The organism is Cupriavidus sp. 05T42, from assembly GCF_056396345.1.
Map to the genome: position 1 here is coordinate 337632 of NZ_JBFTLH010000002.1, position 25127 is coordinate 362758.

The 25127-nt window shown below is 64.4% G+C and carries 37 protein-coding genes; 30 read left to right on the forward strand and 7 right to left on the reverse strand.

The features are described from left to right. Positions 1-4: 4 nt before the first annotated feature. Together AC1EJR_RS03630 and AC1EJR_RS03635 are read right to left on the reverse strand one after the other, a co-directional pair. Entirely contained in the window at positions 5-166 is a 162-nt protein-coding gene (locus tag AC1EJR_RS03630) for a hypothetical protein (RefSeq protein ID WP_477112870.1), read from the reverse strand. Positions 167-260: 94 nt separating this feature from the next. Beyond that, entirely contained in the window at positions 261-548 is a 288-nt protein-coding gene (locus AC1EJR_RS03635; RefSeq protein ID WP_477112871.1) for a hypothetical protein, read from the reverse strand. A 165-nt stretch (positions 549-713) separates the two neighbouring features. On the opposite strand from AC1EJR_RS03635, the gene AC1EJR_RS03640 reads away from it, so the two are divergent. Continuing rightward, positions 714-929: a hypothetical protein gene (locus tag AC1EJR_RS03640; RefSeq protein WP_477112872.1), complete on the forward strand. Its 216-nt coding sequence runs from the start codon at positions 714-716 to the stop codon at positions 927-929. Positions 930-983: 54 nt separating this feature from the next. Here AC1EJR_RS03640 and AC1EJR_RS03645 read toward each other — a convergent pair whose 3' ends face one another. Continuing rightward, complete coding sequence (locus AC1EJR_RS03645) at positions 984-1436, reverse strand: hypothetical protein (RefSeq protein ID WP_477112873.1); 453 nt, start codon at positions 1434-1436, stop codon at positions 984-986. Positions 1437-1466: 30 nt separating this feature from the next. Beyond that, entirely contained in the window at positions 1467-2654 is a 1188-nt protein-coding gene (locus tag AC1EJR_RS03650) for a helix-turn-helix domain-containing protein (protein ID WP_477112874.1), read from the reverse strand. 103 nt (positions 2655-2757) lie between these two features. Between AC1EJR_RS03650 and AC1EJR_RS03655 the strand changes: the two genes are divergently transcribed. The 6 genes from AC1EJR_RS03655 to AC1EJR_RS03680 all read left to right on the forward strand — a co-directional run bounded on the left by AC1EJR_RS03655 (position 2758) and on the right by AC1EJR_RS03680 (position 5967). Continuing rightward, positions 2758-2988, forward strand: coding sequence for a helix-turn-helix domain-containing protein (locus tag AC1EJR_RS03655; protein WP_477112875.1), 231 nt, complete (start codon positions 2758-2760; stop codon positions 2986-2988). Positions 2989-3248: 260 nt separating this feature from the next. Continuing rightward, on the forward strand, positions 3249-3515 hold the full coding sequence (locus tag AC1EJR_RS03660; protein ID WP_477112876.1) for a CII family transcriptional regulator: 267 nt from the start codon (positions 3249-3251) through the stop codon (positions 3513-3515). A 9-nt stretch (positions 3516-3524) separates the two neighbouring features. After that, positions 3525-3839, forward strand: coding sequence for a hypothetical protein (locus AC1EJR_RS03665; RefSeq protein ID WP_477112877.1), 315 nt, complete (start codon positions 3525-3527; stop codon positions 3837-3839). 37 nt (positions 3840-3876) lie between these two features. Beyond that, positions 3877-4872: a YdaU family protein gene (locus AC1EJR_RS03670; protein ID WP_477112878.1), complete on the forward strand. Its 996-nt coding sequence runs from the start codon at positions 3877-3879 to the stop codon at positions 4870-4872. Next, complete coding sequence (locus tag AC1EJR_RS03675; RefSeq protein WP_477112879.1) at positions 4869-5339, forward strand: RusA family crossover junction endodeoxyribonuclease; 471 nt, start codon at positions 4869-4871, stop codon at positions 5337-5339. The genes AC1EJR_RS03670 and AC1EJR_RS03675 overlap by 4 nt, the downstream gene beginning before the upstream one ends. A 28-nt stretch (positions 5340-5367) precedes the next feature. After that, positions 5368-5967, forward strand: coding sequence for a DNA-binding protein (locus tag AC1EJR_RS03680; RefSeq protein ID WP_477112880.1), 600 nt, complete (start codon positions 5368-5370; stop codon positions 5965-5967). 94 nt (positions 5968-6061) lie between these two features. On the opposite strand, the gene AC1EJR_RS03685 is transcribed toward AC1EJR_RS03680, so the two are convergent. Then, positions 6062-6478: a type II toxin-antitoxin system HicB family antitoxin gene (locus AC1EJR_RS03685; protein WP_477112921.1), complete on the reverse strand. Its 417-nt coding sequence runs from the start codon at positions 6476-6478 to the stop codon at positions 6062-6064. Between the two features lie 61 nt (positions 6479-6539). Further along, the gene (locus tag AC1EJR_RS03690) at positions 6540-6710 is read right to left on the reverse strand and encodes a type II toxin-antitoxin system HicA family toxin (RefSeq protein ID WP_477112881.1); all 171 of its coding nucleotides are present in this window, start codon (positions 6708-6710) and stop codon (positions 6540-6542) included. A 194-nt stretch (positions 6711-6904) separates the two neighbouring features. On the opposite strand from AC1EJR_RS03690, the gene AC1EJR_RS03695 reads away from it, so the two are divergent. Genes AC1EJR_RS03695 through AC1EJR_RS03800 form a run of 22 tightly spaced genes read left to right on the forward strand, consistent with a single transcriptional unit; the run spans position 6905 to position 23990 of the window. After that, positions 6905-8284: a DNA methyltransferase gene (locus AC1EJR_RS03695; protein ID WP_477112882.1), complete on the forward strand. Its 1380-nt coding sequence runs from the start codon at positions 6905-6907 to the stop codon at positions 8282-8284. Between the two features lie 5 nt (positions 8285-8289). After that, entirely contained in the window at positions 8290-8700 is a 411-nt protein-coding gene (locus AC1EJR_RS03700) for a hypothetical protein (RefSeq protein WP_477106444.1), read from the forward strand. After that, positions 8651-10201: a phage terminase large subunit gene (terL, locus tag AC1EJR_RS03705; protein ID WP_477112883.1), complete on the forward strand. Its 1551-nt coding sequence runs from the start codon at positions 8651-8653 to the stop codon at positions 10199-10201. The genes AC1EJR_RS03700 and terL overlap by 50 nt, the downstream gene beginning before the upstream one ends. After that, positions 10198-11766, forward strand: a complete 1569-nt coding sequence (locus tag AC1EJR_RS03710) for a DUF1073 domain-containing protein (protein ID WP_477112884.1) — start codon at positions 10198-10200, stop codon at positions 11764-11766. The genes terL and AC1EJR_RS03710 overlap by 4 nt, the downstream gene beginning before the upstream one ends. Beyond that, complete coding sequence (locus tag AC1EJR_RS03715; RefSeq protein ID WP_477112922.1) at positions 11717-12349, forward strand: phage head morphogenesis protein; 633 nt, start codon at positions 11717-11719, stop codon at positions 12347-12349. The genes AC1EJR_RS03710 and AC1EJR_RS03715 overlap by 50 nt, the downstream gene beginning before the upstream one ends. A gap of 3 nt (positions 12350-12352) precedes the next feature. After that, complete coding sequence (locus AC1EJR_RS03720) at positions 12353-12541, forward strand: hypothetical protein (protein ID WP_477112885.1); 189 nt, start codon at positions 12353-12355, stop codon at positions 12539-12541. Between the two features lies 1 nt (position 12542). Next, positions 12543-13874, forward strand: a complete 1332-nt coding sequence (locus tag AC1EJR_RS03725; RefSeq protein WP_477146874.1) for a DUF2213 domain-containing protein — start codon at positions 12543-12545, stop codon at positions 13872-13874. An 11-nt stretch (positions 13875-13885) separates the two neighbouring features. Beyond that, a complete protein-coding gene (locus tag AC1EJR_RS03730; protein ID WP_477112887.1) occupies positions 13886-14380 on the forward strand; it encodes a structural cement protein Gp24 in 495 nt (164 codons plus the stop codon). A 13-nt stretch (positions 14381-14393) separates the two neighbouring features. After that, positions 14394-15431 (forward strand): DUF2184 domain-containing protein, encoded by a 1038-nt coding sequence (locus tag AC1EJR_RS03735; protein ID WP_477112888.1) that lies wholly within the window; start codon positions 14394-14396, stop codon positions 15429-15431. A gap of 10 nt (positions 15432-15441) precedes the next feature. Further along, a complete protein-coding gene (locus AC1EJR_RS03740; RefSeq protein ID WP_477112889.1) occupies positions 15442-15849 on the forward strand; it encodes an STY1053 family phage-associated protein in 408 nt (135 codons plus the stop codon). Positions 15850-15889: 40 nt separating this feature from the next. Next, positions 15890-16273 (forward strand): DUF4054 domain-containing protein, encoded by a 384-nt coding sequence (locus AC1EJR_RS03745; RefSeq protein ID WP_477112890.1) that lies wholly within the window; start codon positions 15890-15892, stop codon positions 16271-16273. A 28-nt stretch (positions 16274-16301) separates the two neighbouring features. Further along, complete coding sequence (locus tag AC1EJR_RS03750; protein WP_454763340.1) at positions 16302-16838, forward strand: hypothetical protein; 537 nt, start codon at positions 16302-16304, stop codon at positions 16836-16838. A gap of 3 nt (positions 16839-16841) precedes the next feature. Further along, positions 16842-17213 carry a hypothetical protein gene (locus AC1EJR_RS03755; RefSeq protein WP_477112891.1) on the forward strand — a complete coding sequence of 124 codons (372 nt, stop codon included), beginning with the start codon at positions 16842-16844 and terminating at the stop codon, positions 17211-17213. A 3-nt stretch (positions 17214-17216) separates the two neighbouring features. Further along, positions 17217-17807, forward strand: a complete 591-nt coding sequence (locus tag AC1EJR_RS03760) for a phage neck terminator protein (RefSeq protein ID WP_477112892.1) — start codon at positions 17217-17219, stop codon at positions 17805-17807. Positions 17808-17817: 10 nt separating this feature from the next. After that, positions 17818-19293, forward strand: a complete 1476-nt coding sequence (locus tag AC1EJR_RS03765; RefSeq protein WP_454763343.1) for a DUF3383 domain-containing protein — start codon at positions 17818-17820, stop codon at positions 19291-19293. Positions 19294-19308: 15 nt separating this feature from the next. Then, on the forward strand, positions 19309-19755 hold the full coding sequence (locus AC1EJR_RS03770) for a tail tube family protein (RefSeq protein WP_454763344.1): 447 nt from the start codon (positions 19309-19311) through the stop codon (positions 19753-19755). A gap of 2 nt (positions 19756-19757) precedes the next feature. Continuing rightward, positions 19758-20231 (forward strand): phage tail assembly chaperone, encoded by a 474-nt coding sequence (locus tag AC1EJR_RS03775; RefSeq protein ID WP_477112893.1) that lies wholly within the window; start codon positions 19758-19760, stop codon positions 20229-20231. Between the two features lie 29 nt (positions 20232-20260). Then, positions 20261-20434, forward strand: a complete 174-nt coding sequence (locus AC1EJR_RS03780; protein WP_409558912.1) for a DUF6889 family protein — start codon at positions 20261-20263, stop codon at positions 20432-20434. After that, positions 20409-22133, forward strand: coding sequence for a phage tail tip lysozyme (locus AC1EJR_RS03785; RefSeq protein WP_477112894.1), 1725 nt, complete (start codon positions 20409-20411; stop codon positions 22131-22133). Before AC1EJR_RS03780 ends, AC1EJR_RS03785 begins: the two co-directional genes overlap by 26 nt. Further along, positions 22130-22708 (forward strand): phage baseplate protein, encoded by a 579-nt coding sequence (locus tag AC1EJR_RS03790; RefSeq protein ID WP_477112895.1) that lies wholly within the window; start codon positions 22130-22132, stop codon positions 22706-22708. Before AC1EJR_RS03785 ends, AC1EJR_RS03790 begins: the two co-directional genes overlap by 4 nt. Continuing rightward, complete coding sequence (locus tag AC1EJR_RS03795; protein WP_477112896.1) at positions 22708-23022, forward strand: phage baseplate plug family protein; 315 nt, start codon at positions 22708-22710, stop codon at positions 23020-23022. Before AC1EJR_RS03790 ends, AC1EJR_RS03795 begins: the two co-directional genes overlap by 1 nt. Continuing rightward, positions 23022-23990, forward strand: coding sequence for a phage protein (locus tag AC1EJR_RS03800; protein ID WP_477112897.1), 969 nt, complete (start codon positions 23022-23024; stop codon positions 23988-23990). Before AC1EJR_RS03795 ends, AC1EJR_RS03800 begins: the two co-directional genes overlap by 1 nt. On the opposite strand, the gene AC1EJR_RS03805 is transcribed toward AC1EJR_RS03800, so the two are convergent. Beyond that, positions 23987-24352 (reverse strand): hypothetical protein, encoded by a 366-nt coding sequence (locus AC1EJR_RS03805; protein WP_477106456.1) that lies wholly within the window; start codon positions 24350-24352, stop codon positions 23987-23989. The genes AC1EJR_RS03800 and AC1EJR_RS03805 overlap by 4 nt on opposite strands. Before the next feature lie 11 nt (positions 24353-24363). Between AC1EJR_RS03805 and AC1EJR_RS03810 the strand changes: the two genes are divergently transcribed. After that, positions 24364-25119, forward strand: a complete 756-nt coding sequence (locus AC1EJR_RS03810; protein ID WP_477112898.1) for a Gp138 family membrane-puncturing spike protein — start codon at positions 24364-24366, stop codon at positions 25117-25119. Positions 25120-25127: the final 8 nt, after the last annotated feature.

Here is a 25127-nt window from a genome sequence, read left to right on the forward strand (position 1 = left end):
GGATTCATGTGGCGCTCCTGGACGCGGTGGTTGCGGGCTGGCGCGGCTCGGCGCTGGCCAAGTGGTAGACGAGAAACAAGGCCGCCATGGCGAGGGTGGTGCCGGCCCAGAGGGCCAGCAGTTCGGCGATGGCGCGGCGGGTGGTCGGGCGGCGTTTCATTGCCATCCCCGGCTGAAGAGGGTTGCGGCCAGCACCACCAGCGGCGGGGCCGTGCAGATCAGCAGTGCGGTCAGGAAGAAGTCGCGGTTCATGGCCGGGCTCAGTCCAGGCCGAAGCAACGGACCATCACCACGTACTCGTCGCCTTCCCCGTAGCGGTAGGCGATGGCCGGCGAGCGGTAAATGTCGAGGGAGTTCTTGCGGTCGAGCGCGGCCTCGTAGACAGAATCCTCGGCCGTGCCGCGGAACTCGAAATGGTCGCGGCCGTGGATCCGAGTCACCGTCTCGCGCACCAGCGTGCGGGTGGTCACCACCTGGCCGCCGGCGGCGCGTTGGTGCGCCTCATGGGCGTGCCGGTACGCAGCAGCGGTGGGAATGGCATTTGGCATCGTCTGTCTCCAGCGAACCGCTGTGAACGTCAGCGGCGCGGAAAAAGTATAGATTCGCTAGACTTTGGAAGTCAAGTGAATCTATACATATGTCGATGTTTTCTATACCTGCCCCTTGTGTGCACGCGCTAGACTTGCCCGCACTTAGTAGCGGAGAAACGACAAATGGGACCGGACGATGTGATCCGAGAGTTCGAGCAGATGGCGCTCGACGATGCTGTGGATTTGGAAATCGACGACGTAATCGCCGGTCTGGCGATGCTGCTGTGTGATCCAGCAATCCAAGGAAAGGAGAGGGCGCTGCTTACCCAGGCGGGGGCCACGCTCTACCGGGCGGGGCTGGACCAGCGGGTGGTCGCGGCGTTGAGACGGGGGAAGTAGGCAACAAAAAGCCCGCGGGATGGCGGGCCTTTCAACGATACGCGCGATACAGGGCTATTCGCCTTGCTCGATCACTTGTTCTACAGCTTCGGCGACGCCCGGCAGCAAGCCTTTGAATCGATAGATTCGCTTCGTAACGCGGCGGCCTTCAGCGCCGACGCCCAGGTGAGCCGTCTTCGCATTCATGTCGATGCCGAGGCCAGCATTCCCCTTGCCACTTCCATCGTAATACTCTTCAATCTCCACCTCTTCTGCGTTGGCGATTCGCTGTGCGATGGCGAGCTCTTGGGCAATGCGCGCTTGTTGGTGCTCAAACTGGCCGCGGAGTTCCTGTTTGGCTAGTTCGGCCTTCAAGTCCTCCATGCCCTTCGTCGCTGCAGAGTCGACGGCCTTCTGTGCTTTCTCAGCGGCGTCCCAAACCGTGGCGCCGAAGGGTAGAAAAGCTGTCAGCGTCGCCCTTGCCGCAGCTTTTGCGGTGGCCTTTGCGAATGAATCGTTGAAGTCCATGTTATGCCCTCTGTGAGTAGCAGTATTTTGTCAGTCAGGTCGCCAGGCTGAGCGCTTCACGATGCCACCGACGAAATGCATGCGCTCGATCTGATCCTGTGGAATCCGAAGCATGCCGTGGCGCTCGTTCACCGATGACAAGTGCACTATGCCATCACGCACGTAGGCCAACTCTTTCACCATTACCCGGCCGTCCAGCGATTTCACCAGGACCTCATCGCCGTTTTGGACCTGGGTGTTCGGCTCGACCACCACGAATTCGTTGTGCTTTACCCGCGGCCGCATCGACTCGCCGTTGCAGCGCAGCGCATATGCGTCGGGGTCCTTGGTTGGGAAGAAGACGTAGCCGTCGCCGTGCCCAACGGGGTACTCGACGTCCACGAAGTGTCCGTTGTCACCTAACTGCGCCATGCCTCTAACGGGTATCTTCCTGAATGCGTCGTCAGGAATTTGGAACGTATCAAACGGGAGTGAGGGCTCGTCCAGTTCAGGCTCGATGGCGCCGCTGAGCTTCGGATCGCCCTGGCCATTGATCAGCCACTTCGGGCTGTAGCCGTAGGCCTCTTGCAGCTTCACCGCATGGTGCAGGCCCAGCTTGGGGGAGTCGGGTTCGAGCAGAGACCGTACCACTGCCGGCTCTACGGCTAGAAGCTTTGCGAGGCCTGCGACGTCCAAGTGTTGTTCGGACATTACGGCCTGTAACCGGGCGGCCGGTGTCGTGCCCGCTTCGCTCCCTGGTTGCAACCGAACAATGCCGCTGGCTTCCGTAGCGGGGAGATTTCGCTCGGCATCGAGTCGCGGACTAAAGGCCTTCAATTCGACGCCGAGGCCACGGGCGAAGCCGATCGCCGCCTCCATCGAAAGCGGTATCTGGCCGGCCAGGTATTGCGTGATCTTTGGTCCGATCTCGTACCTGCGGCCGAATTCGTCGACGCTGAGTCGGCCGCGGTGCTGCACAAACAGTGCGCTCAGGCGGGCCGCGTCCTCCTTCTGCCACGCCATCATGTTGCCGGCTCCAACCGCGGGCGCAGACGCGTCGTGACCTATCGGAAGTCCGCTGAGCTCTGCGATTGCCTCAAGTTGGCTGAAGCTGGCTTCGTGCCGCCCATTCTCCCAGGCGGAGATGTTCCCCTTCGTAAGGCCGAGTTTCTCCGCCAGCTGTTCCTGCGTGAGGCCAGCCTTCTTGCGGGCGAGACGGATCCAAGACTTCATTTCCATCGCGCGATGGTACAGAGAATCTAGACGCGGGAGGTCTATGTTTTCTTTACCTGGATGTCCAGATACTCTATACTTACTCGCAATTTCGGACTGATTTTCCATCATGAGCGATCACCCAGTTAAGCGTGCGGCTGATTTGGTAGGGGGCTACGCGGCCTTGGCCAAGCTTCTCGGCGTCACCAAAGGCGCCGTCCATCAATGGACTGATGAGGGGCGGCACGTGCCGGCCGAGCATTGCCCGGCGATGGAGCGCATTACGGAAGGCGCGGTGACTTGCGAAGAGTTGAACGACAAAGTCGACTGGGCGTTCGTGAGGGCGTCAGGCGGACATTGATGGCTGCGCGGCCTGTCCGCGCTACGTTGAACAGGCCCACCGTGGCCCGACCGGGGGTATGACCATGCTGCGTCATGCGCAGTCGCTTTCTGTTGTTCCGCGCCCGGGCCTTCGCCCGCGCCGATCTCGCCGCCATGCCGCCCGGCATCAGGTAGTAGCACCCGTTTCCCATTTCATTCTGGCCGGCCGCCGTGGCGCCCGGCTTCGTTGTTTCGTTGGGGTCAATCCTATGGAATCGATCGAGCACATTGGAGCATCGCATGCCTAGCTTGGAATCGATGGTCTTGAACCGCGTTGCTCCGCTCACGCAGAAGAAGGTGGCCGAGCGCATCGGCGTCGAAGCGACGAACTTCTCGCGCTTCCTGAACAACAGCGGGCACCGCCTGAGCTTCGCCGAGTTCTGCACGCTGTTCGAGGTGCTCGAGCTGGTCGTCGTCGCGCCCGGCGACGACAGCATGGTTTGCCTGCCCCGCGACGAATACCAGGCGCTGCGTACGCTCGCCCGGAAGGGGCTGGAGGTGGCGTGATGAGCGACAATGCGTTTTTCAGTCGGGCAGCTGGTGGCCACCAGCGCGCGGTGGTTGCCTGCCATGCCGCGCATGCCCGTCTCCTTAACCGGGCAGGGCATGAGGCAGACAACAATGCAAGAGGACGGGAAAGGCGGGTTCGTTGTGGTTGGCGACCGGCCACAGATTTCCATCGACCTGACGCCCTACAAGGACGTCAAGATCACCGTGGCCGGCATAGCGGAGGATTTTCAGTCGGTCAGTATCGAAGAAATCAATGTGCCACTGGATTGCGTCCGGGCGCTTGCGCAAGGCTTGTTGAAGCTGCTGGAAGAGCAGCGCTAAGCATCAACTTCGAGGCCCTTCTGCAATGGAGGGCCTCATGAATTTCTACAAACGTTACACGGGCGATTACGCCCGCGACACGGTCCACCTCTCAATGGTCGAGGACGGCGCCTACAACCGCCTGATGGACTTCTACTACTCGACCGAGAAGCCGCTGCCGCCCGATCGCAAGGCCGTGTATCGCATCGCACGCGCCACGGACAAGGCCGAGCAAAAGGCGGTCGACAGCGTGCTGACGCAGTTCTTTCTGGACACCGCTGATGGCTATCGCCACAAGCGAATCGATGTCGAGATCGAAAAAGCCAAACCGAAGGCTGACGCAAACCGAGAGAACGGGAAAAAGGGCGGTCGTCCTCGGAAAATACAACCCACTGGTAACCCACCAGAAAACCCATTGGGTTTTCACGATGAAACCCACATAGAACCCAATGGAGAACCCGCGCTGGTTAACCATAGCCATAGCCAGAAAAACAATACGTACCCAAGCGGCGTAGGTGCTTCACACGGTGTAGGTCCTGTGGATAACTCCGCGCCGCCGCCGCTTTCCGCTGACGCGGTGGGCGAACTGCTGGTGCAGCTCGAAGCCGAGAAGGGCAGGGCGTTGCGGCTGTCCTCGCGCGCGCACGAAGCGTTGCTCCGGATTGCAGATCGTTGCATCGGCGTGCCGGCGTTGCTCCGGGCTCATGCCCTCGCGTGCGCGCGAAGGGACGCCGACAGGGACACGTCGCCGGTGAACCCGGGCTTCCTGGAGATGTTCCTCGACGAGGCCATGGCCGAGCAGAAGGGCGGCACGCCGTCTGCGACCGACTGGGATGCAACGGCGGAAGGCGTCCAGGGCAAGGCGGAAGAACTGGGCGTCCAGCGCGACCCGGACGAGCACGCGATCTGGTTCCGGCTGCGCGTCATCGCCGCGTCGGGCGACCAGCGGCTCATGGAACGCGAGGTCAGCAAGGCCGAGCGTATGAACCCGGGCGAGTTCGATCGTGTGTACCGGCTCATGTACGGCGTGGCGCCGGGGCAGGTGGTGGCATGACGACGAACCCGCTCTTCGACGAATCGCGGCCACTGCGCCGCGTGGTGTTCGCCATCCCGGGCCAGCCCGTAGCCAAGGGCCGGCCCAAGTTCGCGCGGCAGGGCAGCTTCGTCCGGACCTACACGCCCGAGAAGACCGCGACGTACGAGAACCTGGTGAAGCTCTTCGCCACGCAGGCCATGTCGGGCCGGCCGCCGATCGAGGGGCCGGTCGAGTTGTGGCTGGACATCAACCTGCAGATCCCGGCCAGCTGGTCCAAGAAGCGCCAGCGCGACGCCGCAGCGGGTCTCGTGGCAGCCACCAAGAAGCCGGACGCCGATAACGTGCTCAAGGCCGTGAAAGACGGCATGAACGGCATCGTCTGGCTGGACGACGCCCAGGCAGTGGAATACCGCATCAGCAAGCGCTACAGCACGTCCCCATGCGTGCAGGTCAGCGTAGAACAGTTGCCGCTACAGGCGGCGTGAAGGAATGAATGTGACCGGGGAAAACACGATGGAAGAACGCCTTTTCGACAGCTCGCACGCGGCGCTGGTGTTCGCGTTCAACTACTCGGGCCAGCAGTACCAGGCATCGGCCATGAACAAGGCCATGACGCCGGCCATCGGCTCGGGGAAGGGACTCGTCGGCGTCGACGGTGCCGCGCAGGCCGGCATGATCCGCAGCGAACTGGGCATGCTGCCCGAGCTGCACCAGGCGGTCCTGACCGCTCGCTGTGCACCGCGCGACGTCATCTGCGACTGCGGCCGGCCATGCTGCGCCGCCCGGCGCCCGAACCCGGAATGGGAAGCCGCCATCGCCTGGCTGACCGAGCGCGCGATGCAGCAGCTGTCTGGCTCGTTCTCGCACTACCGGGTGCGGCGGTCCATCCTGGAGAAGATCTTCGGCGTCCGTGTGGACCTGCAGCAGATCGCCGAGGATTGCGGCGCGCACCGCAACACGATCAGCGCGCAGAACGCCAAGCTGAAGCTCTGGATCGAGGGCGAGAGGAAGCGGGGATTGATGGCCGCGCCTGGACTTGAGGCGGTGGCCTGGACTGCCATCGACATCCGGCTGAAGGCCGCCGAAATGGTGAAAATCGAAGAGGTCGCTTGACATTGTGCAAATCATGCACAAAAATCGCTTCAATTCGATACACCTCCGAATTACGTCCAAAGCCCGCGCAAGCGGGCTTTTGCGTTTCAGCGGCTCATGCCAGGCTCAGTTCCAGGCGTTTGCCCAAGGCGGCCAGCGCCTCTTCGATGCGGTCGATTTTCGTCGTATGGCCCAGATCCAACAGCCGATTCACTTCCTGCTTCGTCGTGCCAATGCGGCCAGCCAGATCCGTCGGCCGAATCTGTTGCGCCAGCATTTCGTTGAGCAACAGCACCTTCGCCGCGGCACTGGCCGGCAAGCCGACAAGATGCTCGCCCTTCTTCGCCTTTGACGGCGGGGGAACAGGGCGCTTGTCCTCGAAGTAGAAGTCCATCGCGGCCAACAGCGCGTCGGCGGCCATCTCCAATGCTTCGGCCTCGGTATCGCCTTGCGTGATCGCTTCGGGAATATCCCGGAAGGTCACGACAAAGCCACCACCCTCGTCGGGGGTCAGGGTTGCTGGATATTGCATGGTCATCCTTTGTTTGCGGTGCGGTGGAGCGTCGCAAGGACAACCCCTTTCGGGGCCGTCCTCACTTTAAGTTCAGTTGCCGTTTGATCCCTTCCGCCGTGCCCGTCTTGATCTCGGTATGCCGGGGGATCGTTGTCTGCTTGCCGTTCAGGTAGACCTTGGTGTGCTTCCCACCTTCTTTGAAGATCGCACCCTGTTGAGCCAGCCATCGGACAAACTCACTTCGCTTCACCGCACCTCCATTCGTTGTTGCGATGAATGAATAGTAAACAAAAAAGATTACCCAAGCAAGGCTTTTCGTAATCTTTTTTGCTTACCGTTGCCAGTTGGCGTCGCGCACTCGTTGTCTCCTCCGCCCTCCCAGGTGGTTTGCCCGGTAACCCGTTCCGGGCGTTTTTATTCCCTGTCCGAGCATTTTTACCGCGTATGAAAAAGGCCGATCAGCTCACAATCCGCTACCGCGCGGCCGACGAGCTGGTCCGCTATGAGCGCAATGCACGGACGCACAGTGCCGCGCAGGTCGAGCAGATCAAGGCGTCGCTGCGCAGATTCGGCTGGACCAATCCGGCGCTGACCGCCGGCGACGAGCTGCTTGCAGGCCATGGCCGGCTGGAAGCGGCCACGCAGATGTGGGCGGCCGGCGAGACTATCGCCAACTGCCCGGTGCCGGGCCAAGCGCCCACGGTCGACCTGTCGCACCTGGCAGCGGACGAGCGCCGTGCGTACATCCTCGCGGACAACAAGCTGGCCGAGAACGCCGGCTGGGATGTCGACCTGCTGGCCGCTGAACTGGTGGACCTGCGTGACGCAGAGTTCGACCTGACGGTGATCGGCTTCACGCCGGGCGAGCTTGGTGAGCTGCTGGACCCACTGGGCCCGGCGCCTGGCGCGCAGCGCCGGTCGCTGGCCGAGCAGTTCATGGTGCCGCCCTTCAGCACGCTCAACGCACGCGACGCGGCGTGGCAGGAACGCAAGGCTGCATGGTTGGGGCTGGGCATCCAGTCCGAGCTGGGCCGCGACGCGCCGGCCTATGCGTCGGCGTCTGACCACCAGAAGGCCGAGCAGGGCGCCGCGCCGCAGCACCGCACCAGCATCTTCGATCCGGTGCTGTGCGAACTGGCCTATCGGTGGTTCTGCCCGCCGGGCGGCCTGGTGCTTGACCCGTTCGCCGGTGGCAGCGTGCGCGGCGTTGTCGCGGCGCGCCTCGGGCGCCCGTATGTGGGCATGGAGCTGCGCGCCGAGCAGGTGGACGCCAACCGCGGCCAACTGCACCTGGTGCAGACCGAAGACCCCGCGCCAGCCTGGCACGTGGGCGACAGCCGGCAGATTGCGCGGCGGCTGCCCGATGTCGAGGCCGACTTCCTGTTCTCGTGCCCGCCGTATGCGGACCTGGAACGGTATTCGGACGATCCGGCGGACCTGTCCACGATGGACTATCCGGCCTTCATGGAGGCCTACCGCGAGGTGATCGTCGGCGCCGTCAGCCTGCTGAAGCGTGACCGATTCGCCTGCTTCGTCGTCGGCGACGTGCGCGAGAAGCGCGGCACCGGCCCGTATCGGAATTTCGTGTCGGACACGATCAACGCGTTCATCGATGCCGGCATGCGGCTGTACAACGAAGCCATCCTGCTGACCGCGCTGGGCAGCGCGCCCATCCGCGCGGGCAAGCAGTTCGCGGCCAGCCGGAAGCTGGGCAAGGTGCACCAGAACGTACTGGTGTTCGTGAAGGGCGATTGGAAGCGCGCCGTGACGGCGTGCGGTGACGTGGTGCTGGCGGACGATCTGTTCCCCGATCCTGACGAGTGATACCCATGGCGGGACGCAAACCATTCGAGCCGACCGAGGAAGACCGCAGGCTGGTCAGCTCGCTGGCCGGGTTCGGCGCACCCCACGAGTACATCGCAAGCTGCATTGTGAACCCGCAGACGGGCAAGGCCATGACGCCCAAGACGCTGCGGGTCCATTTCCGCGCCGAGCTGGATACGGCGAAGGACAAGACAAACGCCCTGGTGGCGCAGGCCTTGTTCAAGCAAGCCACCGGCACGGGCAAGGGCGCAGTCACTGCGGCCATCTTCTGGATGAAGACGCAGGCCGGGTGGAAGGAAACGCCGAAGCGCATCGAGCTGACAGGGGAAGACGGCGGGCCGGTCGAGCAACGAACCACCGTCGTCGATGAAAAACAGGTCGCAGCCGCTGTCGCGAAACTCGAAGACGAGTATTGACCCGTCCGTCGAGCGCGCCGTCCTGAAGGCGAAGTGCGAGCGCGATCACCTGTTTTTCAGCCGGTACTTCTTCAAGCACCGGCAGGGCATCAAGTTCCGCGTCAACTGGCACCACGTGCTGATCGCGGACACGGTGCAGCGTGTCATCGATGGCGAGCTGAAGAACGTCGTCATCAACGTCCCGCCGGGCTCGTCGAAAACCGAGCTGGTGGCGATCAACCTGATCGCCCGGGGGCTGGCAGTGAACCCGCGCGCGCGGTTCCTGCACATCTCGTATTCGGATGATCTGGCGCTGCTGAACAGCGAGACGGCGCGCGAGATTGTCCAGTCGGACGAGTTCCAGGCGCTGTGGCCGCTGTCGATCGCGCCCGACGCGAAATCGAAGAAGCGCTGGAACGTCATCGCCGACGGCAAGAAGGCCGGTGGTGTGTACGCGGTGTCGCTGGGCGGCCAGATCACCGGCTTCCGCGCCGGGCACATGACCGATGGGTGGCAGGGCGCCATCATCATCGATGACCCGCTGAAGGTCGAGGACGCGTACAGCAAGCCGAATCGCGACAAGGCGAACCGCAAGCTGCTGTCCACGGTGAAGAGCCGGAAGGCCAACCCGGACACGCCGATCATCGTGATCATGCAGCGGCTGGCGGAGGAAGACCCGACAGGCTTCATCAAGGCCGGCAAGGTGCCGGGCGACTGGGAATTCATCGAGATCCCGGCGCTGATCACCGACGAGTACGTCGAACAGCTGCCCGAGCGTGTGCGCGCGCTGGTCGAGCTGGGCGAGAAGGACGAGGACGGCCGGTTCAGCTACTGGCCCTACAAGGAACCGCTCGACGACCTGCTGGCCAGCGAGAAGGCTGACCGGTATGTGTTCAGTGGGCAGTACATGCAGCGCCCCAGCCCGTTGGGCGGCGGCATCATCCGCAGCGCCAACTTCGGGCGGTACACGGTGGCGCCCGAGCTGCACAAGCGCGTCATCTATGCCGACACGGCACAGAAGACCGCCGAGCGGAACGATTACAGCGTCCTGCAGTGCTGGGGGCAGGGGAAGAACGGCCGCATCTACCTGCTGGACCAGATCCGGGGCAAGTGGCCGGCGCCCGAGCTGCGGCAGAAGGCCATCGACTTCTGGAACAAGCACCTGCCGTACGACTTCCACTTCGGCGCGGCGCTTGTGAAGATGCGCGTCGAGGACAAGGCCAGCGGCACCGGGCTGATCCAGGACATCCAGGCGTCGGGGACCATCCCCGTCGAGGGCATCGAGCGGCACCGCGACAAGCTGGTCCGCGTCATGGACGTGGTCAGCTACATCGACGCCGGCCTGGTGATGATTCCCGAGACGGCCGAGTGGGTGAGCGATTTCACGCAGGAATGCGACGCCTTCACGCCTGACGACACGCACGCACACGATGACCAGATCGATCCGATGGTGGATGCGATCAATGACATGCTGGCCGGCGGCCGGTCGCTGGACATCTGGACCAAACTCGGACAGCAATGAACCGTAACCAACGCAAAGCGCAGATCCGTGCGCATCGGGCCGAGGTGGCTGCGTCCGCCAGTGCCAAGCGCTGGATGACCGGCGACAGCTTCCAGAACTTCGAGGCCCGCCTGGGCCTGGGCACCAACAACCAGGCGTCGCAGTTCAGCTACGGCTTCGACTTCATCTCGCGCAACCGCGTGCAGCTGGAGGCTATGTACCGGTCGAGCTGGATCGTTGGCCAGGCCGTCGACGTGGTGGCCGACGACATGACGCGCGCCGGCACCGAGATCGATGCGGAACTGGATCCAGCCGACCAGAACAAGCTGAACGCCGCTTTCGAGCGGATGGGCCTTTGGGACCGCCTGAACGACACGATCAAATGGGCGCGGCTCTACGGCGGTGCGCTGGCGGTGATGTTGATCGACGGGCAGAACCCGGCCACACCACTGCGGCTGGAAAGCATCGGCAGGGATCAGTTCAAGGGGCTGTACGTGCTGGACCGCTGGCTGGTGCAGCCGTCGCTCGAGGACCTGGTCACCGAGATGGGTCCGGACATGGGCCGGCCGCGCTACTACGATGTGGTGGCGGACAGCATGGCGCTGAAGCGCCAGCGGATCCACTACAGCCGGGTATTGCGCATCGACGGCGTTGACCTGCCGTACTGGCAGAAGATCGCCGAGAACCTTTGGGGACAGTCGGTCATCGAGCGGTTGATTGACCGGCTTGTGGCGTTCGATAGCACCACCATTGGCGCCGCCCAGCTGGTCTACAAAGCCCATCTCCGCACGTACAAGGTCGACAAGCTGCGCGAGATCATCGCCATGGGCGGCCCGGCGATGGAAGCGCTGGTGAAGAACGTCGACTTCATCCGCCGGTACCAGTCGAATGAGGGGCTGACCCTAATCGACGCGGCAGACGAGCTGCAGACAGATACCTACCAGTTCTCCGGGTTGGACAGCGTCCTGATGCAGTTCGGCCAGCAGTTGTCCGGCGCCCTGGGCATCCCGCTGGTGCGCCTGTTCGGCCAGTCGCCGGCCGGCCTGAACAGCACCGGCGAATCGGACCTGCGGACCTACTACGACAACACGAAACAGCAGCAGGAACGGAAGCTGCGTGCGCCTGTCACGCGGCTCTATGACGTGGTGATCCGGTCGGAACTGGGCAAGCCGCCGCCGGAAGGCTTCGCTTACGGTTTCACGTCGCTGTGGCAGCTCTCGGACACCGAGAAGGCACAGAACGCCAAGACGGTGACCGAGGCGGTGACACAGGCCTACGACGCGGACCTGGTCGACAAGCCGACGGCCATGAAGGAACTGCGCCAGTCGAGCCACAGTACCGGGGTGTTCACCAGCATCACGGACGATGCGATCGAGGACGCGGAGAACGAGCCGCCCCCGGTGCCGGAAATGGAACTGCCTGATGTTGATGACCCGAACAACGGACCGGAAGCGCCGGCGCAATCCGGTAAGAACAAGCGGACCGGAAAGGGTGTATCGGACGCAGCTCCGACAGGTCGCGCAGCAGGTGGGCGTGTTGGTCAATGGCTTTCCGCCTGGCGATCCCGGCGTCCTGCCGACGATTGAGCAGTTGCTGCAGCGGTACGCCGAGGCGCTGACGCCGTGGGCCGAGCGAGCCGCGGCCGAGATGCTGACCGAGGTGAACCGGCGGGACGAAAAGGCCTGGATGCAGTACTCGGCCGACCTGTCTCGCGCGCTGCGGCAGGAGATCCGGACGGCGCCGACCGGCGCCACCATGCAGGCCCTGATGGGCGAGCAGGTGACGCTGATCAAGTCCATCCCGCTTGATGCGGCCAAGCGCGTGCACCGGCTGACCATCGAGGGCATCGAGGACAGCACTAGGGCGTCGGAAGTCTCTAAGGCCATCCAGGTGTCGGGTGACGTGGCCAAGAGCCGCGCCGACCTGATTGCCCGGACGGAGGTGGCGCGCACCGCCTCGACGCTGACAGAGGCGCGGGCGCTACATGTCGGCTCGCCGGGGTACTTCTGGCGGACGTCCGGCGACGGCGACGTGCGCGAGTCGCATCGTGAAATGGAAGGGAAGTTCGTGGCCTGGAATGCCCCGCCCACGCTGGACGGCATGAAGGGCCACGCCGGCCAGTTCCCGAACTGCCGCTGCTACCCCGAGCCTGTGATTCCCGAGGACTAGACCATGCAAATCCAAACCACCGAGCACGAACTGGCTGAGATCCTGGCCGACTACCAGCGCGAGTATCGCGAGAAGCCCGCCAGCTTCTGGTCGTCCGAAGAGAACGCTGCGCACACCCCCGAGCAGTATGGCGCTGCGCTGGCGCGCAACATCGTCGATCGCATCACGGAACGGCGCACCGCCGGTAGGTGAAATGGCTCTTCGCTTCTACACCGTCCAGAAGCTGGGCCCGAAGCGCTCGCTGACGCCCGAGGGCTTCCTGCTGTGCGAGGAGGTGCCCGTGGCGCGAACCGGCGAAATGCTGTACGGCCCGGGAGAGGTGCCCGTCGAGCCTGGCCCTGACGGCCTGATCCGCATCAGTCGGACACCCGAAGAGGTGTTCCGGGCAGAGACGATGGCCAGTTGCATGGGCAAGGACGCGACGCTCGATCACCCGGACGACTTCGTGCAGCCATCCAACTACGCAGCCCTGACGCAGGGCGTGATGCTCAACCCGCGCCGCGGCACTGGCCTGGCCGATGACCTGCTGGTTGCCGACCTGCTGATCAAGCATCCGGACGCCATCAAGGCCGTGCAGGACGAGCACATCGAGGAAGTCAGCCTCGGCTACGAAGCTGACTACATCCAGGTATCACCCGGCCGCGGGGAACAGCGGAACATCGTTGTCAACCACGTAGCCCTGGTTGAGCGCGGCCGTTGCGGCCCGCGCTGCGCCATTGGCGATAAGGAACCCGAAGACATGAAGACCAAAGACAGCAAGCCCAAAGGCAAGCGTACGTTCGCCGACCGCATCCGCGCGGCGTTCATGGCGAAGGACGCCGAGGGCGCCGAGGAATTGGCCAAGGAGGCCGAGGCCATGGACGAGGAGCCCGACGACGAGGATGACGACAAGGGCGAAAAGGGCAGCAAGACCGGCGACGCCACGTCCCAACTGCTGACCAAGATCCTGAAACGCATGGACGCTCAGGACGCCGCCATCGCCGCGCTGGGCAAGGGCAAGGCCAAGGACTCGGACAAGGAAAAGACCGACGACGAGGACGAGGACGACCCGGACAAGAAGAAGACGGGAGACGACGGCGACCTGACCGACCCCAACACCGCTGGCACGCTCAGCCAGGCCGACGTCGCCCTGTACACCGGCGACTCAGCGGCCAGCATCCCCTCGCGCGCCGAGATTCTGGCCCCCGGCATCAAGCTGCCGACCTTCGACGCCAAGATCACCACCAAGGACCGCGCCGCGTCGCTCTGCAAGTGCCAGCGCAAGGCGCTCGACGTCGCGTACCAGACGGATGTGGGCAAGGCCGCTATCGCGCCGTTCCTGGGCGGCCTGGCCGCTGACTTCGAGAAGCTGCCCGCCGCGCTGATCAACGCCGCGTTCATGGGCGCCAGCGAGCTGATCAAGGCGCAGAACAACGGGCGCACGCACGACGGCGTCGCGAAGACCAAGGATTTCGGCAGGCCCCGCACAGCCGCCGACATCAACGCAGCCAACCGCAAGTACTGGGCCGACCGGTCCGCCAACTAAGGGAGTGCCACATGGGCAACGCAATCCTGTATCGCATGGCCTCGGGCATCCCCGGGGATATCTCGCGCCAGTCGCAGGCGACCGTCGAGTCGCAGATCCTGAACTCGGCCCTGCCGTTCCCCGGCTACGGGCTGTTCGGCAAGATCGCCGCGGGCAAGTTCGTTCCGATCGCTGGCGGTGACGCCGCCACGGCCGTGTATGGCCTGCTGGTCCGTCCGTACCCGACCACCGGCGGCGCCGGGTCGGAGCCGCTCGGCACGGCCACGCCTCCGACCACCGGCGTCGCGGACGTCATGCGCCGGGGCTACATGACCATCAAGAACAACGCCGGCACGCCGGCCATTGGTGGCCAGGTGTATGTGCGGGTTGCCGCAGCTGCCGCCGGCAAGCCGATCGGCGGCATCGAGGCGGCTGCGGACAGCACCAACACCATCGCGGTTGCTGGCGCCACGTTTATGAACGCTGGCGACGCGAACGGCAACGTCGAAATCGCCTACAACATCTAAGGGGCTACCCAGAATGAGCAAAATCATCCTCCCGCGCATGGCCGCGGCGGCTGCCATCGCCATGGTGAACGCCCCGGCGATCATCCGCGCCCGCACGCGCGACAGCATGCTGACCTTCGACAGCCGCACGATCGACAGCACGGGCGCCTTCCTGATCGGCGAGCTGGAACGCTTGGACCAGACGCTGCACGGCCCACTGGCCTCGGTGACCTGGTCGCGCGATATCGACCTGCGCGAGGACGTGTCCATTGCCGACGAGACGTCGTCGTTCACGAACTCCAGCTTCGCCGCTGCGGGCGGCGCTTCCCCGAACGGCAAGTCGTGGATCGGTAAGGACGCTTCGGCCATCGCCGGCATTGCGCTGGACATCGGCAAGACGGCCAGCCCGCTGACGCTGTGGGGCATGCAGATCGGCTGGACCATCCCCGAACTGGAATCCGCTCAGAAGCTGGGGCGCCCGGTGGACCAGCAAAAGTTCACCGGCATGCAGCTCAAGCACAACATGGACGTCGACGAGCAGGTGTACATTGGCGATACCGTGCTGGGAGTCACCGGCTTGGTGAATGCGGCGACGGTCACCAACGTGTCGAACGCCGCCACCGGAACCTGGACGACGGCCACGCCGGACCAGATCGTCGCGGACGTCAATGAGCTTCTGACGAGCGTGTGGGCGGCCTCCGCCTATGCGGTATGCCCGTCCGAGCTGCGCCTGCCGCCGGCCAAGTTCGGTCTGCTGGTCAGCCGCAAGGTCAGTGATGCGGGCAACATCAGCATCCTCGAGTACGTGAAGCAGAACACGATCTCGAACTCCATCAACGGCCGGCCGCTGAACATCCAACCGCTGAAGTGGCTGTTCCAGCGCGGGGTCGCGAACGCGGACCGCATGATGGCGTACACCAAGGAGCAGGACAAGGTCCGGTTCCCGCTGGTGCCGCTTCAGCGCACGCCGCTGGAATACCGCGATATCCGTCAGCTCACCACCTACTTCGGCCGGCTGGGCGTGGTCGAGGTGGTGTACCCCGAGCTGATCGGCTACCGCGACGGCATCTGAGGAGCGCGACATGCCGAAGATCTACGTTCGCAAGGCCTTCGTGCTCCAGCACGAGGGCGAGAAGCACGAGTTCGCCGTGGGCAACCACACCGTGGCACCGGCTGTGGCCGAGCACTGGTTCGTGAAGGCCCATATCGGCGAGGAGCCGGCGGCGGGTGGGGAGGCCGGTGACCTGGCCGAGCAGCGGGCAGCCCTGGATTCCGCAGGCCTGTTCCTGGAAGGGAAGGCCAAGGAATTGAAGGAGCTGCAGGGCGTCCTCGAACTGCGCGCCGGCACGGTTGCCGACCGCGAGAAGGCAGCCGAGCAGCGCGAAGCCGACTTGAACGCCCGCGCCGAAGCGCTGGACACCCGCGAGGTGGCCATCGCCGAGCGCGAAAAGGCGGCGGACGCTGCGGCCAAGCAGTCCAGCAAAAAGTAAGGGGGTATGATGCCTCGCGAGGGGCATCAGCCAACGACCTATGACACCTGAACAGTTCCGACAGGACTTTCCCGAGTTCGACGACGAGACGAAGTATCCGGACGCGACAGTGCAGTTCTGGCTGACGGTCTCGGTGTCGCTCGTCAATCCGTGCCGCTGGGGCGTCCTGACGGACCAGGGCATCGAGCTTTGTACCGCGCACCACCTCGTGCTGGCCGCGCGCGACGAAGCCACCGCCGCCGTCGGGGGCACGCCGGGACAGGTCACCGGCCCCCTCTCTTCCAAGGCAGTCGACAAGGTCAGCGCCAGTTATGACACGGGCGCGGCGACCATTGACGACGCCGGTATGTGGAACCTGACGACCTACGGCGTCCGGTACCTCACTCTCGCCAGAATGATGGGCGCAGGCGGCATGCAGCTGTAGCCGCGCTGGCCCATCGGGAGATCTCCCCATGGGCTTCATCAAGACGGACCGGCTCAAAGACGTCCTGCAGTCGATCAATGGCCTGGTCGACAAACAGGTGCTGGTGGGCATTCCCGACAGCACCGCAGGGCGCAAGGACGAGGGCGCGCCGCTCAGCAACGCGGAAATTGGATACATCCAGGAGAACGGGGCGCCGGAGATCAACCTACCTGCGCGCCCCTTCCTGGTGCCGGGCGTGGCCGCCGCGCAGCCGAAGACCCTGCCGCAGTTGCAGAAGGGAGTGGAAGCCGCGCTCGACGGCGACATCGATGGCGCGCAGCGGCGCATGGCAATGGCCGGCCAGGTCGCGCAGTCGTCCGTACGGGGCCGCATCAACAGTGGTATCGGTCCGGCGCTGAGCGAGGCGACGCTGCGCAAGCGCGCGCGGCGCGGCAGGCAGGGGGCGAAAGAGGAGCTGGCGGCGCGCGCCGCTGGCCAACAGCCCAGCACTGAACTGGCCAAGCCGCTGATCGACACCGGTCAGCTACGCAACGCGGTCACCTATGTGATCCGCAAACGAAAATAGCCCATGGCACAACTCGACGTCGTCGACGTGCTGCTCGATCCGGATTTCATGGACACCGGCCTGGTGTGCAACCGGATGGCGCAGACTGTCGACGGGCACGGCCGCGCCCAGAATTTGCCCACGGCTACGCCGTTTGCCGCCGTGGTCACCAGCGACAAGGGCGACATCCTGCAGCGCGGCTCGGACGGCAGCCTGATCACTGGGTCGATCACGCTGCATACGCCGCTTCGGCTGAAGGACGGCAGCCCAGGGCAGGACGCCGACGAGGTGGTCTGGCAGCGGCGGACCTATACCGTGGTCAGCGTCAATGACTACAGCCACTTCGGGCGCGGCTTCGTGGCCGCCGTCTGCGACCTGAAACCACTTTCGGGGTAATCCATGGCAAACACCAGCGCCACCGGCGGCTACCTTGCGCCGACGGCGCCGGTGCCGCCAGACGACGAGGACCTCGACAACCTGTTGCAGGAACTGGTCGCAGGGGTGACAGGCTTGCCCGGGGAGATGGTGCGGCCGCGCTGGCAGCCGACCGTCCCGAAGCAGCCAGAGCCGACCGAGAACTGGTGCGCCATGGGCGTCAGCGTGCAGACGAACGACTCAGGCCCGGCCATCCGGCATGACCCGGCCGGCGACGGTAGCGACACCTACACCCGGCATCAGCAGATCGATCTGATGTGCTCGTTCTACGGCCCGGCGGCGAAGGGATACGCCCAGCGCCTCGCCGACAGCATGTCCATTCCGCAGAACAGCGAGCAGCTGGCGCTGAACGGGATGAAGTTCGTCAGCGCGAGCGACATCCAGCCCGCGCCCGCACTCATCAATCAGCAGTGGAACCGACGCTATGACCTGACGCTGGTGCTGCGCCGTAAGATCACCCGGACCTATCCGGTCCTCAACCTGTTGTCCGCCGAAGTGCAGAGCACCACCGACTCGGTGCCGCCGGTGGCCGCGACGACGAACATTCACCAGTAGAGGAATGACCATGTCCAACGGACTGCCGGTATCGCGGCTGATCAACGTCTCCATCAACATGTCGCCGCTGGCGGCCCAGGGCGCCAACCTCAACAATGAGGTGATCCTGGGCGCTTCGCCGGTGATCGACACCAACGAACGCATGCGCTCGTACGGCACCATCGACGCCGTGGGCAGCGAATTTGGCAACACGGCGCCGGAATACCTGGCCGCGCTGCTGTACTTCCAGCAGACGCCCCAGCCGTCGCAGCTCAATATCGGCCGCTGGGCGAAGACCGCTACGGCCGGCTCGCTGCGCGGCGCAGCGCTGTCCGTCGCCCAGAAGGACATCACGGTCTGGAAGGCGGTCACGGCCGGCTCGTTCAAGGTCACGGTTGACGCGACCGTGAAGACCGTGTCGGCGATGGACTTCTCTGGCGTGACCAACCTGAACGGTGTGGCCACGATCATCCAGACCGCACTGGCCGGCGCCACTTGCGTCTGGAACGGCACGCAGTTCGTGATCGCCTCGCCGACCACGGGCACCAGTTCGAAGGTCAGCTATGCCACGCCGACTGGCTCTGGCACCGACATCTCGGCCATGCTGGGCATGACCAGCGGCCTGGCCTCGGTACCGGTCGACGGCATCTTGGCCGAAGCCCCGGAGGCGTGCGTGAACCTCTTCCTGGACCGTTTCGCAAACAAGTTCCTAGGTATCCAGTTCGCTGACACGTCGCTGACGAACGACCAGCACGTCGCCGTGGCAGACCTGATTGAGGCGGATCAGCGCCATATCTACGGCGCCACCACGCAGGAACCGCAGGCGCTGGACGGTACCGCGACGACGGACCTGCTGTCCCGGTTCAAGGCCAAGGGCTACAAGTACTCGTTCGCGCAGTACTCGAGCAACAGCCCGTACGCCGCGGCGTCGCTGTTCGGCCGCTTGCTGACCACCAATTTCAACGGCAACAACACGACGATCACCCTGATGTACAAGCAGGAGCCGGGCATCGTGCCGGAGACCCTGTCGAGCAGCCAGGCCAACGTGTTGCAGGACAAGCGGGGCAACGTGTTCGTGGAGTACGACAACGACACGGCAATCGTGCAGTACGGCGTGACGCCCAGCGGCATCTTCATCGACTCCATCTACAACTCGATCTGGTTCCAGAACCGCATCCAGACCGATGTGTACAACCTGCTGTACCAGAGCAAGACGAAGGTCCCGCAGACTGACGCGGGCAACGCGCTGATCGCCAACAAGATCGAGGAAGCCTGTGTGGCCGCAGTCAATAACGGCTATCTGGCCCCGGGCGTCTGGAACTCGGACGGATTCGGTGCGCTGCAGCAGGGCGACACGCTGGCCAAGGGCTACTACGTCTATGCGCCGCCGATCGCGCTTCAGTCGCAGGCTGACCGCGAAGCGCGCAAATCGGTGGCGTTCCAGGTCGCGGCGAAAGAAGCCGGCGCCATCCACAGCGTTGACATCCTGGTCAACGTGAACCGCTGATAGGGGAAAGAAACCATGCAAGGCGGCACCTATTCGTTTCTCGATGTCCAGGCGTCCATCACCGGGCCCGGCGGGTCGTTCTCGCTCGGCTATGGCGAGGCGACGGCTGAAGAGGGCATCACCGTGGCCATGGCCAACGACAAGAACACCATGACGGTGGGCTCGGACGGCAGCGTGCAGCACAGCCTGCGCGCCGACAGCTCTGGCCAGATCACCGCACGCTATCTGAAGACGGCGCCCATCAACCGCACGCTCATGGCGCTGTACAACGCCCAGAAGCTCGACAGTCGGCTGTGGGGCAAGAACGTCATCACCGTGACCCAGTCGGTCTCCGGAGATGCCATCGCCGGCATCTTCTGTGCGTTCAAGAAGGTGCCGGACCTGACCTATGCCACCGAGGGCGGCACCGTCGAGTGGGTATTCGACGCTGGCCGAATCGAAGGCATGCTGGGGACCTACTGACCATGGGCCGTGAAATCCAACTCGGCGGCAACGCCTACTCGATCGGGCGTCTGACCGCCAAGCAGCAGTTCCACGTGTCGCGCCGCATTGCGCCGATCATCCCGCCGCTGATCCCGGTCTTCATGAAGCTGGCGAAGACGAGCGGCGGCGCGGCTGGTGCGATGGGCGCGCTGACCAAAGACCTGGACGGCTTCGGCCAGGCCCTGCAGCCGTTTGCCGACGCGCTGGCGGCCATGAACGATGCCGACGCCGACTATGTCATGGACAACTGCCTGACCGCCGTGCAGCGGCAGCAGCCCACCGGCTGGGCGTTCGTGGTTTCCCCCGGGCAGAAGGAGCTGATGTTCCAGGACATGGACATGGCTGTGATCCTGCCGCTGGTGGTGCAGGTCATAGTGGCCAACCTCGGCCCTTTTATTCAAGGGCTGCTTACCAGCCAAGCGAGCAGCCCGGAATCGGCGGCACAGGCTGGCTGAAGCACCTGCCAGACGGCGAGGACTGGCTGCTGGCACCGGTCGCCGAGGGCTGGTGCAAATACGAGTCCCTGATCGACGGCACGCTGGGGCTTGAAGACATCGCGCTGATGAACGACGCGCTGGCCGTCCGGGCCGACAACCAGGCGGCCGCGCGCCGCATCTTGGAACAGCAGAGCAATGGCCCAAAGCACCGTCATCCGTGAGTTTCTTGTCGCCCTGGGCTTCAAGGTGGACGAGAAGAGCCTGAAGAGGTTCAACGACGGCGTCGAGCAGGCCACGAAGGGCGTCAAGCAGCTGGTGACGACCATCTCCGCATCGGCCCTGGCCGTCAGCGTGGGCGTCTCGGCGCTGGCGTCGAAGCTGGAGAACTTGTACTTCGTCTCGAAGCGCACTGGCGCGGCGGCCACCAGCCTGAAGGCTTTTGACTTCGCTGCGCGGAATCTGGGCATCTCGACCGAGACGGCCTTCGGTGCGGTGGAAAGCCTGGCCAAGTTCCTGCGCAACAACCCGGCCGGCGAGGGCTATCTGGCCACGCTGGGCGTGCAGACGCGCAACGCGAACGGCGAGCTGCGCGACACGGTCGACATCCTGTCCGACCTCGGCGCCGAGCTGGCCAAGCGTCCGACGTACCTGGCCAGCCAGTACGGCAACGTTCTCGGTATTGACGAGAACCTGCTGCTGGCGATGCGTGACGGCGACTTCGCCAAGTTCATGCAGCAGTACCGGGAGATGTCCAGGAAAAACGGTCTGGACAAGGCGGCCGAGGACGCGCACCAGTTCATGGTCGCTCTGCGAGGCTTGGGCACCACGTTCGAGAACTTTGGCATCAAGGTGGAGGGCGCGCTGCTGCGCAAGGTGGGGCCGCAGCTCGATCGCTTCCAGAAGTGGTTCGAAGACCATTCGGACGAGATCGCTGATCGTGCCGCAGACATTGCCGCCGCGATCTTGGCCGCAGCCACTGCGCTCGGCCCGCCCCTGTCGTGGCTGGTCGACCAGTTCATCGAGCTGGACAAGGCCACGGACGGCTGGTCGACAAAGATCATGCTGTTGGTTGGCGCGTTCGGCGCGCTGGGCGGGTTCAAGATCGTCAGCGGCATCTGGAAGATGGTCGCGGCGGTGCGCGCGCTGGGCGCGGCCAATGCTGCTGCGGCGGCCGGCGGCGCTTCTGCTGCTGGGGGTGCCGCCGGTGCTGGCGCTGCTGCTGGCGCGGGCGCTGGGTGGCTGGCGCGCTTCCTGCCGTGGGCGGCCCGGATCGGCGGCGCCGCCGCGTTGCTCTTCCACAGCGGCGGCCTGAACAACGGCGAGGATGCGGAGCTGGCGCGCCGGCGTGGCGCCACCGGGCGAGGCGGCGCGGCGCTTGCTGCTGGTGGCGGCGTCAACGGCCCCATCGACGCGGTGTCGTTCTTCCAACGCATGGGCTGGAACCATGACCAGGCGGTTGGCATCGTGGCCAATCTGCAGCGCGAGAGCGGCAGGGACCTGAACCACCGTGCCGTCGGCGACAACGGGAGTGCCTATGGCGTCGCGCAATGGCACCCGGACCGTCAGGCGAATTTCAAGGCATGGGCCGGCAAGGACATCCGCGATTCGTCCCTGATGGAACAACTGCAGTTCGTGAACCACGAGCTGACGCAGGGCGCGGAGCAGCGCGCCGGTCAACTGCTGCGCGCCGCGCAGAATGCCCAACAGGCAGGCGAGATCGTGTCGCGCTACTACGAGCGGCCGGCGCAAGCCGACCTGGAGGCCGCGCGCCGCGGATCGGCAGCCGTCGACCTGCAGCAGCAGACCAACATCAACCTGTACGGCGTGTCGGACCCTACGGCCGCCGGTCGGGCTGTCGCCAGCGAGCAACGCCAGGTGAACGACGAAATCGTGCGCAACATGCAGGGGGTAATCTCGTGAGTTTCCTCGACATCATCACCCTGGTGCCGAAGACCATTGGCCCAGTGAAGATCGGCTGCACGTTTGAGGAAGCGCACCAGGACGAACTGCAGATCACTGAGCACCCGGTCGAGAAGGGCGCGCAGATCAACGATCACGCGTTCAAGCTGCAGCCGGAGGTAACGATCCAATGTGGCTGGTCGAATGCCGACCTGGCCGCGCTGATCGGCACGCTGGAATCGATCTTCACGGGGGGTGGCCTGCCGTCGGCGGACTACATGAGCACGGTGTATTCGCAGCTGCTGGCGCTGCAGGAGACGCGCCAACCCTTCGACGTCGTGACGTCGATGCGCATGTACCGCGACATGCTGTTCAAGTCGCTGCGCGTGGTGAAGGACCAGAAGACCGGAGAGGCGTTGAGCGTTACGGCCACGCTGAAGCAGATCCGGATCGTGCAGACGCAGGCGACCCGGCTGCCGCCCAAGGAAGACCAGGCTGACCCGAAGGCCACGGCCGAGACCCAGAACACCGGCACCAAGGCCGCGACGCCGGCCACGCCGGCGCCAGGCGGTTCCGTGCCACCGACGAGCATGTGATGGCGACCTTCTATGAGATCCCCCTGACGCCGGATCCACAGCGGTTCACGGTGACGCTGAGCGGCGTGGACTATCGGATGACGGTGCAATACCGCGACGCAGGCGGCGCAGGCTGGGTGCTGGACATCGCCGACGCGACCAATCAGCCGCTCGTGAGCGGCGTTCCGCTGGTCACCGGTGCGGACTTGCTGGGGCAATATCGTCACCTCGACTTCGGCGAGCGGCTGTGGGTACAGGGTGCGGCTAACCCCGACGACGTGCCCACGTTTGACGACCTGGGCATTGGCTCGCATGTTTTCTGGGTGACGGACTGATGGGCACCAAGCAATATGGCCGGAAGGTCTCCATCCTGGTCGGCCAATCCAGCGGCGCTGCGACCGAGCTGTCCGAACTTCGATGCGTGTTCAAGATCAGTCGCGGTGACCTGCAGACGCCGAACTCGGCCCGCGTGCGCGTGTACAACGTCTCTGAAACCACCAAGCAGCGGATCGAGAAAGAATTCACACGGCTGGTTGTGCAGGGCGGCTATGAGGGCAATTTCGGCATCATCTTCGACGGCACCATCAAACAGGTGCGGCGCGGCCGGGAAAGCCAGACCGACACGTACCTGGACATCACCGCCGCGGATGGCGACTCGGCCTACAACTTCGCGGTGGTAAACGCGACGCTGGCTGCCGGGTCCACGGCGAGCGATCACGTGGCGGCCGCCTGCACGGCCATGAACCCGTACGGCGTCACGCAGGGCTATACGCTCGAGCTGCCGACGAACCCGCTGCCGCGTGGAAAAGTGATGTTTGGCATGGCCAGGGACTTCATGCGCTGGACGGCGCGTACGCAGCAGGCGGTATGGAGCATCCAGGATGGCAGGGTCATTCTGGTGCCCGAGACTTCGTACATGCCGGGCGACATCCCGGTGATCACTGCGGAAACGGGCATGGTCGGCCTGCCCGAGCAGACCCAGAACGGCATCACGATCAAGATGCTGCTGAACCCTAGCGTCAAAATCGGCCGGCTGATCAATATCGATAACGCCAGCGTTCAGCGCTACGAGTACAGCCTGAATGTCGGGCAGCAGGCCCAGAACGAGCGGATCCAGCAGCAGGCGAAACTACAGGACGACGGGTTCTACTACGTCATGATCGCGGAACACTCTGGCGATACGCGGGGGAACGAGTACTACACCGAAGTGATCTGCTTGGCGGCCGACGTCACGGTGCTGCCTGACCACTTCAAAGACAAAGGCGCGGTACCGCCGGACAACGTGATCAAGAAGTTCGGCTAGCGCCCGTAGGTGGGCAGCGCCTTGATGGTCATGGTGTTGCGGTCCGCCTGGACGTCCGCCAGCGGCAAGACGCTGAGCGACATGGACTTGGTCTGCATCTTCGGCACCACGATGATCGCATTGCCGTCGATGTCCTTCCCCCAACATCCGATGTCCCAGACGCCGCTGTAGGACGCGTAGGCCCGCATGTCCTTGGCGTGGGCCAGCGGCAGCTCGCACTTCTTCTTCAGGTAGAGGATGGTGGGGAAGGGGTTGTTGACGGTCTGCCCCACCTGCATGCCGGCGAACGGATAGACATAGGCCTCTTCTGCTGTGGCCAGAGCCGGGGCAAGCACAGCGGCGATCAGTACCAGCTTCTTCATAGCGACACTCCATGGACAGACGAGAGAGAGCAGGCGATCCCGAAACAGCCCTTCGGGAGGCGTTGGATGGGATGCGCGCAGGGTTGTGGACGGCGTTGCCCGGGATTATTCAGTCGTTCTCGGGCGGTGGCGATTTCCCCCTGACCTGCGCTGTACAGCCTGCAATCAAGGTGCTCGTACGGCAGCAGGACGGCTCCATTGTGAGTACGCCGCTGCCGCTGCTGGTCGATTGCCCCGTGCAGTTCCCATCTGGCGGGAATTGTAGTCTGACCTTCCCGGTTGCTCCAGGCGACGAATGCCTCGTCGTTTTTGCGTCACGCTGCATTGATGGATGGTGGCAGTCCGGCGGGGTGCAGGAGCAGGCCGAAATCCGCATGCACGACCTGTCGGATGGGTTCGTGCTGCTGGGATTTCGCTCGAAGCCCCGAGCCCTGCAGAACGTGAGCACCACGGCCACGCAGCTGCGTTCTGAGTCCGGGACGACCTACATCGAGATGAACCCAGTACTGCAAAAGGTCAGGATCGTGGCGCCCGGCGGGTTCGACGTCGTAGCGCCGCTGTCCACCTTCTCGGCGGCCGTGACGATCTCGGGCCTGCTGACCTTCGTTGGGGGCATGGTCGGCAGCGCCGTGAGCGGGGCTGCCGCTGTGTTCAACGGGGTGCTGAACGTCATCGGGCAGATCACCGCGAACGGAAAGCGCGTGGACGACACCCACACCCACAACGGCGTGCAGCCTGGCAGCGGTAATAGCGGCAACGTCAACTGAGGATTCCC